Annotated in this window: 15 protein-coding genes; 3 read left to right on the forward strand and 12 right to left on the reverse strand. The window is 65.1% G+C overall.

What is annotated here, in order from left to right:
- Positions 1-4: 4 nt before the first annotated feature.
- The 6 genes from BRW65_RS32670 to BRW65_RS14695 all read right to left on the reverse strand — a co-directional run bounded on the left by BRW65_RS32670 (position 5) and on the right by BRW65_RS14695 (position 4,277).
- Positions 5-706 (reverse strand): class I adenylate-forming enzyme family protein, encoded by a 702-nt coding sequence (locus BRW65_RS32670; protein ID WP_279627678.1) that lies wholly within the window; start codon positions 704-706, stop codon positions 5-7.
- Positions 588-1,535, reverse strand: coding sequence for an AMP-binding protein (locus BRW65_RS14675; RefSeq protein WP_279627679.1), 948 nt, complete (start codon positions 1,533-1,535; stop codon positions 588-590). Before BRW65_RS14675 ends, BRW65_RS32670 begins: the two co-directional genes overlap by 119 nt.
- Before the next feature lie 68 nt (positions 1,536-1,603).
- Positions 1,604-1,882: a cytochrome C oxidase subunit IV family protein gene (locus tag BRW65_RS14680; protein ID WP_073875753.1), complete on the reverse strand. Its 279-nt coding sequence runs from the start codon at positions 1,880-1,882 to the stop codon at positions 1,604-1,606.
- On the reverse strand, positions 1,882-2,472 hold the full coding sequence (locus tag BRW65_RS14685) for a cytochrome c oxidase subunit 3 (protein WP_073875755.1): 591 nt from the start codon (positions 2,470-2,472) through the stop codon (positions 1,882-1,884). The genes BRW65_RS14680 and BRW65_RS14685 overlap by 1 nt, the downstream gene beginning before the upstream one ends.
- Positions 2,469-3,188, reverse strand: a complete 720-nt coding sequence (locus tag BRW65_RS14690; protein WP_084187826.1) for a hypothetical protein — start codon at positions 3,186-3,188, stop codon at positions 2,469-2,471. Before BRW65_RS14690 ends, BRW65_RS14685 begins: the two co-directional genes overlap by 4 nt.
- A 57-nt stretch (positions 3,189-3,245) precedes the next feature.
- A complete protein-coding gene (locus BRW65_RS14695) occupies positions 3,246-4,277 on the reverse strand; it encodes a TIGR03857 family LLM class F420-dependent oxidoreductase (RefSeq protein WP_073875756.1) in 1,032 nt (343 codons plus the stop codon).
- Positions 4,278-4,321: 44 nt separating this feature from the next.
- Here BRW65_RS14695 and BRW65_RS14700 point away from each other — a divergent pair, with 44 nt between their 5' ends.
- A complete protein-coding gene (locus BRW65_RS14700; protein WP_073875757.1) occupies positions 4,322-5,407 on the forward strand; it encodes a phosphotransferase family protein in 1,086 nt (361 codons plus the stop codon).
- An 8-nt stretch (positions 5,408-5,415) separates the two neighbouring features.
- Here BRW65_RS14700 and BRW65_RS14705 read toward each other — a convergent pair whose 3' ends face one another.
- Positions 5,416-6,648 carry an FAD-dependent oxidoreductase gene (locus tag BRW65_RS14705; protein ID WP_073875758.1) on the reverse strand — a complete coding sequence of 411 codons (1,233 nt, stop codon included), beginning with the start codon at positions 6,646-6,648 and terminating at the stop codon, positions 5,416-5,418.
- Between the two features lie 115 nt (positions 6,649-6,763).
- Here BRW65_RS14705 and BRW65_RS14710 point away from each other — a divergent pair, with 115 nt between their 5' ends.
- Positions 6,764-7,324, forward strand: a complete 561-nt coding sequence (locus BRW65_RS14710) for a TetR/AcrR family transcriptional regulator (RefSeq protein WP_234009919.1) — start codon at positions 6,764-6,766, stop codon at positions 7,322-7,324.
- Positions 7,321-7,668 carry a nuclear transport factor 2 family protein gene (locus BRW65_RS14715; protein WP_073875760.1) on the forward strand — a complete coding sequence of 116 codons (348 nt, stop codon included), beginning with the start codon at positions 7,321-7,323 and terminating at the stop codon, positions 7,666-7,668. The genes BRW65_RS14710 and BRW65_RS14715 overlap by 4 nt, the downstream gene beginning before the upstream one ends.
- A gap of 4 nt (positions 7,669-7,672) precedes the next feature.
- Here the strand turns inward: BRW65_RS14715 and BRW65_RS14720 are convergent, their stop codons facing one another.
- The 5 genes from BRW65_RS14720 to BRW65_RS14740 all read right to left on the reverse strand — a co-directional run bounded on the left by BRW65_RS14720 (position 7,673) and on the right by BRW65_RS14740 (position 12,577).
- Complete coding sequence (locus tag BRW65_RS14720; protein WP_044486490.1) at positions 7,673-8,494, reverse strand: mycofactocin-coupled SDR family oxidoreductase; 822 nt, start codon at positions 8,492-8,494, stop codon at positions 7,673-7,675.
- The gene (locus tag BRW65_RS14725; RefSeq protein ID WP_073875762.1) at positions 8,494-9,324 is read right to left on the reverse strand and encodes an NAD(P)-dependent oxidoreductase; all 831 of its coding nucleotides are present in this window, start codon (positions 9,322-9,324) and stop codon (positions 8,494-8,496) included. The genes BRW65_RS14720 and BRW65_RS14725 overlap by 1 nt, the downstream gene beginning before the upstream one ends.
- A gap of 7 nt (positions 9,325-9,331) precedes the next feature.
- The gene (locus tag BRW65_RS14730; RefSeq protein WP_073875764.1) at positions 9,332-10,315 is read right to left on the reverse strand and encodes an alpha/beta hydrolase; all 984 of its coding nucleotides are present in this window, start codon (positions 10,313-10,315) and stop codon (positions 9,332-9,334) included.
- 65 nt (positions 10,316-10,380) lie between these two features.
- Entirely contained in the window at positions 10,381-11,553 is a 1,173-nt protein-coding gene (locus tag BRW65_RS14735; RefSeq protein ID WP_044488592.1) for a cytochrome P450, read from the reverse strand.
- A gap of 208 nt (positions 11,554-11,761) precedes the next feature.
- Positions 11,762-12,577, reverse strand: a complete 816-nt coding sequence (locus tag BRW65_RS14740; RefSeq protein ID WP_044486495.1) for a mycofactocin-coupled SDR family oxidoreductase — start codon at positions 12,575-12,577, stop codon at positions 11,762-11,764.
- Between the last annotated feature and the right edge of the window lie 14 nt (positions 12,578-12,591).

The following is a 12,591-nucleotide window of genomic DNA, read 5'->3' on the forward strand; positions in this document are numbered from 1 at the left end:
TGTTTCAACCGCCGTCGGCACCGAAGTGGTCAGTGCGCAATTGGACTTTGCGCACCTTGCCAAGCGACGTGCGGGGTAGCTCGTCGACGATGGCGAGACGTTCTGGGGTCTTCTGCTTGGCCAATCCCGATGCGGCGAAGTGGGCCCGCAGGTCGTCGAGGTCGAGCACGCACCCCGGTTTGAGGATCACTATCGCGGCGACCACTTCGCCGTAACGCGAATCCGGGGCTGCGACGGCAACGCCGTCGGCGAGAGCGGGGTGTGCGTTGAGGACCTCTTCGACCTGACCCGAGGAGATGGTCTCGCCGCCACGGATGACGACGTCTTTGATCCGGTCGGTGATGGTCAATCTGCCTTGGGCATCGAGCTGCCCGAGATCACCGGTACGGAACCAACCGTCGTCAGTGAACGCCTTAGCGTTCAGCGAAGGATCCTGGTAACCGATTTGATCGGGACCGCGCACGATGACCTCGCCGTCCACGCCCGGCGGGCAGTCTGCGCCGTCGGTCCCGAGGATGCGGACCGCAGAGCCCGGCTGCGGTTTTCCGTCGGTGGTCAGGCGGGCCCACTCCGGCTCGCCCTCGTGTTCACCGGGTGACAGTGGGGTGTTCGGTAGCGCCGAAACTGCGGAAGGTGCTGAGCCCGGCTTGCGCGGCGCGGCGGCCGATCTGCTCGGCGACCGGTGCGGCGCCGACCAGAAACTCACGCAGAGATGCCAGCTTGTCCCCGGTATCACCGAGGTCCAAGATTCCCTCGAGGTGAAACGGTGTGCCGGCGGTGCAGGTCACACCGAAACGGTGCACCATCTCGACCGCCAGGGCCGGGTCCCAGCCATCGGTGAAGATAGTCCGGGCACCGCTCAGCAACGGCCGCAGCATCGATCCGACGCCTGCGATGTGGCCGGGCGGAAAGGTCACCAGGTACACGTCGTCGGGTCTACCGCCCAGCAGCGCCGGCATGGTCTTCTGCTCAGCCAAAACCGTGTTGTGGGTGTGCTGCACGCCTTTGGGCGCAGACGTGGTCCCCGACGTGTAAAGCAGTAGGCACACATCGTCGGCGCCCACCGCGGGGCGCCGATACTTCGCGACGCAGGTGTCAAGTTGCGACCACGCGCGATAGCCTTCGCCGGGCTGGGCGTCCAGCACGACGACATGCCGTAACGAAGCGACACGCGAAAGCTCTTGCAGCCGTTCGCTATAGACGGTCGATCCGTGCCGCTCGGGCATGATCAAGACCCGAGCGCGGGACTGACTCAGGATGAAGGTCAGCTCGCGTACACCGTAGATGTGCACGATCGGCACCAGCACCCCGCCGAACAACAACACTGCTTGATACGCAACCGCACACTCGACGCGATTGGTCAGCTGAACTGCGACCGCGTCGCCCGCGCGCACTCCGAGCCGCTGCAGCGAGGCCGCCACGACCAAGGCCTGATCACGGATTTCACCCACCGTCGGGCTGCGCACTGAATCGTCGGTTACGAAAGTCAATGTCGCGCTGCTGTGTTCGGCCGCGGCGGCTTCGAACGCGTCCAAACACATACGGTCCGAGTGCCAACCGTTGCGACGCCACGTGTCGCGTAGGTGCTTGTGGTGTGACGACATCAGCGGAAGAGATACAGCCCGGACAGCACTGCCCACAGCACGAGGCAATAACTTTCGAACGCCACCCGCAAAGGTACTGGCGCGGTGCGAAGTTCCATGAAGTCAAGCCCGACCAGCCTGATCTTGAACGCGGCAATCCCGAAGACCCCAATCGCCATCACCGATCCGATACCGTGGTCCGCCCCCAGGACGTAGGACAGCAGTGTTGCGGCGATCAGCATCAGCCATGACACGCCGGCGCGGCCCCGCGCGAATCCAAAGGCCGAGGGTCCAGACATCAGGCCACCAGGTAGAGCAACGGGAACAGCACTATCCACAACAGATCGACGAGATGCCAGAAACAGGTGCCGCCCTCCACCACCGCCATCCGGGTTTCACCGATGTCGTGCCGACGGGTCTGGGTGAGCAAGAACGCCAGCACCGCCATACCGACACAGACATGGAACAGGTGCACGCCGGTGAGGATGAAGTAGTACAGGTAGAAGTGGTTGGCCCCGACGCCATGCCCGTGCGCGGCCAGCGAGTGATACTCGAACACCTTCAGAAGTACGAACAATGCGCCGCATACCATTGCCGCCAATACGGCCGAGCGCGCGATGTGGCGGGCTCCTGACCGGAGCGCGCCCAGGGCGACGACCACGAACAGCGAACTGGTCAGCAGTACCAAAGTGTTCGTCAACCCGACGCCGATGTGCAGTGTCTTTCGCGAGACGTCGAAGATCTCGGGCGCCTTGGCCCGCTCGACCATGAAGGTGGCGAAGAACGTGCCGAAGACGAGCATGTCGCCGAACAGGAAGACCCAGGTGCCGTTTTCGCCGGGAACCCGACGCGTCGTCGCCGTCGCGGCCGTCGGTGCGCCGACCGTCACGTGGCAGCGGCCGCCAGCGGTCGATCGACCGCCTGCTCTGCGCCGATCGAGCAAAGCATCACTGCGGTCACCGCGATCATCCAGACACTGAATGCGACCAACGGAATCCAGAAGGCGAAAACGCCGTTCCACGCGAGCGGGCCTTCGTTGAAGATCATCACCGCGCCGCCGGGCAGCGCAAGCAACGCGTACCACGCGTTGAGATAGCCGAACCACCGCGGGAACGTCGGCGGATCCGTTCGGTCGACGAACGACGCCGTCGTGAGCACCAGAGCCTGCACGACCAGAGTCCCGACGATCCCGACGAACATCAACCAGAAGACGTCGTTGAGCGCCTGGGTGATTTCGGGATCGCGGTGTTCGGGACGGAACGCGGCAGCGGCCAGCACCATCATCGGGAAGAGAAAGCCCGGCACGAAGATGACCCCGGCGAAGATCTGCGTCACCGATAGCACGCCCCACTTGCCCTCGACCCGTCGCACCCGCAGACAGATCGTGGCCAGGAACGGCAACGCGATACAGGCTGCGAGCAGGCTGAACGCGAGGCCCACCCGTACCCGCAGCTTGTTCGCAACCAGGAAGTCGGCAATGTCTCGCGCGCTCGCCGTCGGTGACAGCGGCGGAATGAGCTTGCCGATCAGCATGAAGAAGACGAAGAACAGCGCGAGCATCACGATTCCGCCCCACGCGGCGATGCGTTGGAGTTTCAGATCCATGGCCAAATCGTAGAACTAATCAGCTCAATGTTTAACTGTTTCGCGAGTAACCGTGTTTTAGTCTGCCCGCGTAAAGAGAGGGCCGAGCCGGTCGGGCGTGCTCCCGTGTAAGACCAGCTCGTCGGCCCCTGCCTCCCAATAGCGCTGGAATACCTGGTGGCACGCGGACGCCGATCCGATCGCCGCCGCATCGCCAGTCCATTCTGCGGGCAACAGCGATGCGACCTCGACGAGTTGTTCCCGAGTGAGCACCGAGTCGGCCGAACGTCGGATCCCGTTGAGCAGCGGATGGGATCGCAACCGCGTCAACGGCTCCGGATCCCATCCGCTGGCAGCCGCCAGTCGCTCACCGAAGCCCGGGATCTGGTAGTAGGTCACCGCCCGCGCTCCCACCACCGCGAGTTCCTCGTCTGGCGGGAGTTCGCAGGCCACCACGACCGTGGCGTATACCCGCACGCTTCCCGCCGGCCGCGCCGCCGCGCGTTCGACGCCGCGCACGAGCTCCACCGAGCGGCGCACGGCCCCAGGCGTGAGGAATGGATGCAGCAGCACGCCGTCGAAGTGCCGGCCGGCGAGCGCCAGGCCTTTGGACCCGATCGCCGCGAACACCAGCGGTGGCACCGGTTGATCAGGTAAGTCGTTGAGCCGCAGCGACGGATAGGTGCCGGCGGGCCCGTCGTAGCGCACCTTCTCCCCCCGGCACAGGCGGCGGAAGATGTCGACATGGTCGACGATCGAGGCGTTGGTGGGCTTCGGCAGTCCGACAGCTTTCCACATGGCGTCCACGGAGCGCCCGACGCCGAGGATGAATCGACCGCCCGACAACGCCTGCGTGGTCATGGCCAGCGACGCCAACATTGCGGGATGGCGTGACTGCAAATGGGTTATGCCCGAAGCAATTCCGATCCTCGACGTGACCTGGCTGATCGCACCTGAGATCACGCCGAGGTCCTTGGCGCCCCACCGTTCGCTGAGCCACACCGTGCGCAGACCGAGGCGCTCTGCGGCTTGCGCCTGGCCGACCACCGCATCGGGATCAGTGACACGTCCGGGGAGCACGTAAGCCCCGAGCGGGATACTCGCATCCATGACCGCTATTCTGACAGTAGTGTTCAGTTTTGGAAAGGATGCCGATGGCGTACACATCCGCACGCGGCGATCTCGGCGACCGAGTAGGCGAGGCGCTCGTTTCTTGGCTGCCGCCCCGGCTGGCCTCGGCCGGGGCGATAGCTTTCGAGATCTCCGAATTCAGTGCGCCGCCGGCCGGCTACTCGGGCAAGACAGCGTTCTTCACCGCTGTCTGGGTCGACCAAGCCGGCGTGCGCCACGCCGAGGATCTGGTGTTGCGCGCGCAGGCTGATGATCATCAGTTGTTCGCTGTGCCCGACGCCCCGCGACAGGCTGAAGTGATGCAACGACTTGGCGCTCAAGGTATTCGAGTGCCGGACGTCGTCGGCATCGAACGCGACCCTGCCATTCTGGGATCGCCGTTCTATGTGATGCGCCGGGCGCGGGGGCGGACACCGTCGGACGTCCCGAGTTGGCACAAGCGAGGCTGGACCGTCGCACTGTCCGCTGCGGATCGGGGGCTGTTGTGCGACAACGGATTGCGCGCGCTGGTCGATGTGCACCGCGTCGAGGACGCCGACACGCTGCGATTCCTGCGTGGCGACGCCGACCCGAGTGACACAGCGTTGCAGCGCTATCTCGACAGACTCAGAGACTGGTACGAGTGGTGTCGTGCCGATCTGGTGGTCGGTGCCGATGTGCTCGCTCGGGCGCTACGCGTGATCCTCGAATCCGCGCCCGACACCGAGGCCGAAACGGTGGTGTGGGGCGACGCCCGCGTCGGAAACATGTGCTTCGGCGACGACTTGTCGGTGGTCGCATTGTTCGATTGGGAGACCGCAGGCACTGGTCCATCGGACATCGACCTCGGTTGGTGGCTGATGTTCGAACGTTTCCTCTGCGAAGCACTGGGATTCACTCGCCTACCCGGTGTACCCGACGATGACGAAATCGTCAGGCGCTACGTCCAATTCGGCGGGACCCTGACCGGTGACATCGCCTACTTCCAACTGCTGGCCGCGTTCGTACTTTCGCTGATCAACAACCGACTCGCCCGGCTTTTGGTGCGCGACGGACTGGACGCCGACACGGCACGCAGCTATCCGCAGACGTCGGTCACACTGATCGAACGGTATCTCGATCAGATCTGACACATGCGTCACGCCAGGGCGAGCGTGGTCAATAGGTCGGGCGTGTAAGCCTCCGGTGACGCAGCCCACGCCCCGGCGTGCACCGCGTCGAGCGCCGCGCCCAGTTCTGGGCGTCGGCGCAGCAATCCGAGCATGCGTGACCGGCGGGCCGCGCGATCGGGCATGCCGAAACCCGTCAGCAGATCGGTCATCGCGCTGGCGAATCGCAGCCGGGCCATCCGAGTTCGGCGTTCGTCGCTGTAGCCGGCCAGTCCCTGGGGTGTCCAGTCGGGTCCGGCAAGGAGCGCTTCGGCCAGTATCCGGGCATCCCGCAGGCTGATCGCCAATCCTTGGGCGGTAACGGGATTGCTCCACCCCGCGGCGTCGCCGACCAACGCCACTCCCGGCACCACCGGCTCGTCTACCCAGGCGTCATTCATCGGGAAGGTCGCGCAGGGGCCGATCGGCGTCGCCTCCACCATCGCGTTGGAGTCTGGAAAGATCGGTGTGCGAAACGAATTCAAGAACTCCCCGACCGCACTCGGCCCCTGAATCGGCTCCGGGTCGTCGTCGCGGCGGGCGACGTACAACCGCAGCCGCCGATCGGCTCGGGGTATCACGATGAACAGGTTGCGGCCGTCAACCGAGATCGCGGTCTCGGCGCGGTTCCACGCGCCACCGTCGTCGACCAGCATCCCGGTCAACCGCACCCTGGCGTGGGTCGTCGACAACGTCAGGCCGAGTGCGGTGCGCGTCGCGGACTTCTTGCCGTCCGCACCCACCACGAGCCGGCATTGCGCGACGCGGGTGCATCCGTCGACATCATAGGTAACCGTTGGGTTGCTGCCGCCACGTACGACCGAACGCCGAACACCACGGACGACAGTGGCACCGGCTTTGGTGGCCGCAGTGGCCAACGCTTCACGTAGCTCGGGGTGACCGACGCCAACGACACCCGGAGCACCGTCGACCACGTCGGACAGGTCACGGGCTCGACGCTGGGCCTGCTCGAAGCTCAGCGACTCGTCGTAGGGCACCATTCGGGTCATCACCGAGACCCCTTCGGTCTCGAGGATCACATCTGCCAGTCCGAGTTGACGCGCTTCCTGGAATCCCCAGGGCACCAGCGCCTCTCCCCGCACGATGTCGCGATACACCCGTTCGCGCTCGAGGACGACGACCGCAATGCCGGCGGCGGCCAGTCGGACGGCCAACGCGCACCCGGCGATGCCGCCGCCGACGATGATGACTTCTGCGTCCACGACGGCCTCCTTCCCACGATCCCATTTACTATGGCATAATGGGATGCCTTGACACCAGCCAGACGGGATCCCGATGCCGCGAAGCCGCGGTGGAACGCAGCCGCAACCCATCTCCATGACCGACGTCGTCGGTGCGGCACTGCGTGTCGTGGCGCGTTCGTCGCTGGACCGCCTGACGGTCCGCGCCGTCGCCGACGAGTGCGGGGTCACGCCGCCCGCCATCCACTACCACCTGCGCGGGGGCGACGAACTCGCCGATCGGGTGGTCGAGGCCGTCGCGACACGGATCGACGTCGCAACCGACACCAAGGCGCCCTGGGTCGATCGGTACCTCACGCTGATCTCCGCGATGGACAGGGCTTTCCTCGCCTACCCAGGAACCGGGTTACGGGCACTCACCGCGACCGGTCCGTCACCCGGTGCCACCCGACTCACCGAGAATGCAATGCAAATCCTGCGCAATGCAGGGCTGCCCGAAGCCGTTGCGGTGCAGACCTTTACGACGACGTACTTGATCTTCGTCGGCTGGCTTGCCACCCGAAACTTAGCCGAGGGCAATGGGATCCACCCAGCGCTCGCTGCGGCGGGAGCCGGCGCGCTCGCCGATGACGGCGACCAACCACTCATCGTGGCGATTCGTCGCGTGTTAACCGCTGCAGAAGGAGACATCAGATGACAACCGACGACACCACCTGGCTGCGGCAGTACTACGCGGACTGGGATTCCGGTGACCTCGAGGCGATCACCTCGTGGCTCGACAAGGATGTTGTGCTCGAGGACGTGCCGACGGGTCACGTGGCGCGCGGGGCCGACGAGGCCCGCGCCTTCGTCAGTGGCGCACTGAAGATGGCACCAGGAGCGTCCTACGAGGTGCTCAGCGTGCTGGCCGACGGCGAGCAATTCGCCGTCGAGTGGGTGATGCAGCCGGCCGGTCTGCGCGGCGCATCGATCGGCACCGTACGCAACGGCAAGGTGGCGACCAACCGTGACTTCTGGGACGCCTCAGCGACGAAGCAGTGACGTTCTAAAACTGCGCCATGCCCTGGTCGACCGACAAACGGGTCGCCGTTACGAAGCGCGACTCATCGGACGCCAACCAACACACCGCGGCCGCAACGTCTTCCGGCTCGCAGGCCCACTGCGGCAGGAATGGTGTGCCCATGTTGTTCAGCGCGGGGTTGGTCTCGATCGCAGCGAACAGCGCGGCGATCATGTCACCGCCGCCCATCGGCGTATTCACTGGCCCGGGATGCACACTGTTGACCCTGATGTCGTGCTTGCCCAGCTCCGCGGCGAAGGCCCGGGCCATGCCTGTGACGGCATGCTTGCTCGCTGTGTAGTGCACCATGTACGGCTGCACCTTCACACCGGCGTAGGAGCTGATCAGGATGATCGATCCGCCGCGGCCCCCGTCGATGATCTGTTGCGCGCCAGCCATCACCGTGTTCCAGGTACCCGTTACGTTGACGTCGATGATGTCGCGAAAAGACTCCGGGGTGATCTCGTTCCACGGCGACGGGATGCAGATCCCGGCGTTGGCCACGATGACGTCCAGCCGCCCGTAGGCTTCGACGCCCACGTCGACGGCGCGACGCAGCGCGTCCAGATCGCGGATATCGGCTGCGGTGGCGATTATTCGGCCACCTGCGGCCTTCACCATCTCCACGGTCTCGGCGAGGTCGTCGGGGGTGGCCGATGGGTAACGTACTGATTCGGGCAGCGGGGCGGCGAGGTCGACGGCAATGATGTCGGCCCCTTCGACGGCCATTCGCACGGCGTGTGCGCGGCCTTGTCCCCTGGCGGCGCCGGTGATGAACACGACTTTTCCCGCGAGTCGACCCGTCATCAGGGTGTCCCCGCGCTCGCGTGGTCCAACGCCAGCGGCCCCTCGCGTACTGCGGTGTCCAGCAGCCCCAGCTCCACACCTGCCTCGGTCGCGGCTTCGCGGCACGCCGCGATGTCCTTGCGTAGAAACGGCCCGGCCAACTCCGCGAACCGGGCCATCCCGCCGACGCGGTGCGCCTGTTCCGCCGCGTGACTCCTGGCGCTGCACACCTGCAGCGTGGACAACAACACTTCCGGTGCGACGCCCAACCGATCTCCCAGTTGCGTCGCCGCGGCAAGGAGTTGGGCGTTGGCCGCGAACAGCAGGTTGTTGATCAGCTTGAGCGCCAGCGCGCTGCCCAGTGCACCGGTCGCCACCACCGGGTCGGCATAGGCGTTGAGGATGGGCGTTACTGCGGCGACGGCGTCACTCGGTCCACCGATTAGCACGGTGAGTCTGCCTGCGTTGATGTCGTCCGCGGTACCGCTGACTGGCGCATCGAGGATGACCGGCGGCGAAAGACAACTATCCCGCAACGCCTCGAGGGTGGACAGGGTGCCGGTCGTGTGAGAAACCAACACTGCACCCGGCTTAGCGTTAGCGATGAAACCGTCTGCGCCCAGCCCGGTTTCCCGCAACTGTGCATCCGAAAACAGGCATGCGATGAGGATGTCGCTACGGCGCGCCAGGTCAGCCACCGAATCGGCCATTGCCGCGCCTTTCGACTCCAGTCGCAGGCGGACCTCCTCGCGCCGGGCGTAGACCAGGACGTCGTGGCGGGCGCCGAGCAACCGCTCGACCATCGGCTGGCCGAGTTGTCCGGCGCCAAGGAATCCGACGGTGTTGGGCACTGCGCTCCTAAGCGTCCACGGGTACGGCGAGCGGCACCGGAATGACCGTGGACGACCACCGTGCAATTCGGTCCCACAGCTGGGTGCGGTGACTCGCGAAGTTGTGACAGTGTCCCGAGCCCGGAACGAGGTGCAGTGTCACATCCCGAGAACCGGTGTAGTTGGCGGGTTCTGCATAGGGGTTCGGCGAAACGTCCAGCGCCGCGCCGAACCCAAGGAAGATCGGTACGTCCACCTGAGGCGCGTACCGCTCGACTATGCCCGGTGTGGTGACTTCGGCGGCCGCCCGCAACGGAGTCCGGCTCTCCACAGCGGTGTCCGCGTCGATGACGTCCTGCGGCTCTTCGCCCGCATAGAAGAGATCGGCAAGGTAAGAGCGAGGCGCGTACAGGTGGGCGTCGGTGGGTTTGGCCCCACTCAATTGGCAGGACGCCTCAATAGTCTGTTGGATGCGCTCTTCCAGTTCGGCAGCATCGGGAGTGTCACGGTAAACGTTGGTGATCTGCACGCCGTAGCCCAGGAGCACGACAGCGTCGTAGGGGTGCGTAGTCGCCTGCACCATCGTCGTCAAGCACGCGCCCATCGAATGGCCGACGCCAATCAGTGGCGCATTCATCGGGGGCAGGTCCTTGTGTAATTGGCCGCGCCGCAATCGTTCTCGGACCTGGCGTGCGACTTCGGCGTCCCCCCTTGCAAGCAACTCCAACCCGACGGGTCCCGACGCGGTGGGGTCCGCGCTCTCACCGATCGCGAGGTGGTCCACTGCTATAACGACGAACCCGGAGTCGGCCAGATGCTCGCCGAAGCTGTATCCGGGGTAGCCGTCGACCTCGATGTGCCAATAGTGCTTGTCGTAAGTGCCCCCGGCGAGACAGAGCATTACGCCGCTCGCGTCGGCGAGCCGCGCGGGCATGAACAGCCACGCTGCCTGTTTCAGCTGCTCACCGGATTCGACCGCGCCAGTCACGTCGAACGTCAGCGGTTGCGGCATGACTCACCCCGGCCGATCAGCTGCGCGACATCGTGGCGCGACCGGGCCCACGCGGCACACCCATCTCAGCTCCAGGTCAGCTTGAGCGAATCGACGCCGAACACCTGACCACCGTGCTCGATAGGTTGCCCGGAGACCTCGTAGTCCGGAATGCGCTTGTGCCACTCCTCCAGCACCACCGCCAGCTCCTGCCGCGCGAGGTGGGAACCGAGGCAGCGGTGCGGGCCGCCGCCGAAAGATAGGTGACGTGTGACGCCGCGGTCGAAGTTGACCGTGCGGGCATCGTCATAGACCGATTCGTCCCGGCCCGCGAACGCGAGCGAGAACGAAGCCATGTCGCCCGCCTTGACCGGACATCCGTGAAAATCCATGTCCTGGGTGGCCTTTCGTGCCGTCTGCACGATCGGATAAACCCGTAGGAGTTCCTCCACTGCCTTCGGAATGAGCTCGGGTTCGGCAACGATCCGTGCGCGGTCGGCCGGATGGGTGGCCAGGTGCAGCATCGCGTACGACAGCTGGTTGGAGACTGTGTCGAGCCCGGCCATGAACAGCAGCAGGAGACAGTTGAGCAGTTCCAGGTCGTTGATGGGTTCGCCGTCGAGCGTCCAGTCAATGGCCTTGCTGACGATGTCGTCCGCATCCGGGTCACGATTCTCGCGCCGCTCCGCAATCAGGCCGGAGAAGTAGCCCATCACATGCGTCATGCCTTCGAGCCGGGCCGCGTTGACTTCCTCCCCCGCCCCGCTCTGATGCAGGATCATGTCCTCCCAGGCCAGGAACTTCTCGAGATCCTCGACGGGCATGCCCATGATCGTCAGGAAGACCGTCGACGGGAACACCCGCGAGATCCGCGTCACGAAATCGCACCCACCCTCGCCGGCCACTTCTTCGATCAGTCCCGCGGCCAGTTTCTGCTGCGCGTCGCGCAGGCCCTTGACGCGGCCAGGCGAGAAGTACTCCGCCAGCACATGACGCCACTTGGTGTGGTCGGGCGGGTCGAGCATGATTGGGATCCACTTGTACGGCGGCTCCGGATCCGTCGGCACGATCACGCTGCTGGACCAAAGCTCCGGGTGCTGAAGCCCGTCCAGAATCAGCGGGTTGTCGGTGAATACCCAGTAGTCCATACCGGCCTCGGTGTTCCGGAAGACCGGTCGGGCCTCGTCCTGGCACTCGTCGAGCAAATGAAAGTGAGTCAGCGCAGGCGAGTCCGGAGCGTTCATGTCGATCTGCTTCATGGGACACGTTGCCGTGGGCTGATTCTGGATCATGATGTCCTTCCGTACAGCTTCGAACGGGCACGAACTCGAAGCACTCGCGGCTCGCATACTACGACAGTCCACTGTTAACTTGGACCGATTGAGACGACGGGTCAACGAAAACTCATCGAACTAGGTTAACTATGTCGTGTGACGAACGCAATAGTCCGTGAGGTCTGGCGAGCTGTCAGCGGACCGCGAACCCCGCATCGAGCGGCCACGCGATGCCGGTGATGAACTTCGCTTCGTCGGACACCAGGAACGCCACCGCGTTTGCAATGTCCTCCGGCATCAGGATCTGGATGGGCAGCGCGTTCTGCATCGCCGCGACAGCGGTGTCGTTGGCCTCGAGCAGCTTGCCCATGGTCTCGTTCATCACCATTCCAGTGGCCACACCAGTTGGATGGATCGTGTTGACGCGGATCGAGTACTGCGCGAACTCGTTCGCCCACACTTGCATCAGCCCCACCAAGCCGCGCTTGGCCGCGGTGTAGGCCTGTCCACCAGCCCGATCCGTGCCGGTGCCTTTGAGGCCGGCACTCGACGAGGTCAGCACGATCGATCCGCCGCGGCCACCGTCGATCAGTGCGCGTTGGGTGGCCTCGACGGTGTTCCACACGCCGATGAGGTTGACGTCGATGATGTCGCGGAAAGTCTGCCGCCGGTCGCCGCCAGGACCCAGTCGAATGACGCCGGCGTTCGCGATCACTATGTCGAGGCGGCCGAACTCGGCGAGTCCGTCGGCCACCGCCTGCTCGACGGCGTCGGCGTCGCGGACGTCAGCCTGGCGGGCGACGATGCGTCTGCCCTCCTTTTCGACAAGTCGGGCGGTTTCGTCGAGGTCCTCGGCGCTGGCGTTGGGATAGTCGATGGTGTCAATGTCGCGGCAGATGTCGAGTGCGACGATGTCCGCCCCATCGGCGGCGAGCCGGACTGCGTGTGCCCGGCCCTGGCCTCGCGCTGCTCCGGTGATGAAGGCGACTTTGCCATTCAGATTTCCCACGGGTTCGGCTCCTC

Origin of the sequence: Mycobacterium paraffinicum, assembly GCF_001907675.1 — a bacterium.
Lineage (GTDB): Bacteria > Actinomycetota > Actinomycetes > Mycobacteriales > Mycobacteriaceae > Mycobacterium > Mycobacterium paraffinicum_A.

Coding starts and splice junctions, on each gene's coding strand:
- BRW65_RS14680 (WP_073875753.1), bottom strand. CDS start 1,882: ATGTCTGGACCCTCGGCCTTTGGATTCGCGCGGGGCCGCGCCGGCGTG.
- BRW65_RS14700 (WP_073875757.1), top strand. CDS start 4,322: ATGGCGTACACATCCGCACGCGGCGATCTCGGCGACCGAGTAGGCGAG.
- BRW65_RS14730 (WP_073875764.1), bottom strand. CDS start 10,315: ATGCCGCAACCGCTGACGTTCGACGTGACTGGCGCGGTCGAATCCGGT.
- BRW65_RS14695 (WP_073875756.1), bottom strand. CDS start 4,277: ATGGATGCGAGTATCCCGCTCGGGGCTTACGTGCTCCCCGGACGTGTC.
- BRW65_RS14735 (WP_044488592.1), bottom strand. CDS start 11,553: ATGAAGCAGATCGACATGAACGCTCCGGACTCGCCTGCGCTGACTCAC.
- BRW65_RS14690 (WP_084187826.1), bottom strand. CDS start 3,188: ATGGATCTGAAACTCCAACGCATCGCCGCGTGGGGCGGAATCGTGATG.
- BRW65_RS14710 (WP_234009919.1), top strand. CDS start 6,764: ATGACCGACGTCGTCGGTGCGGCACTGCGTGTCGTGGCGCGTTCGTCG.
- BRW65_RS14720 (WP_044486490.1), bottom strand. CDS start 8,494: ATGACGGGTCGACTCGCGGGAAAAGTCGTGTTCATCACCGGCGCCGCC.
- BRW65_RS14715 (WP_073875760.1), top strand. CDS start 7,321: ATGACAACCGACGACACCACCTGGCTGCGGCAGTACTACGCGGACTGG.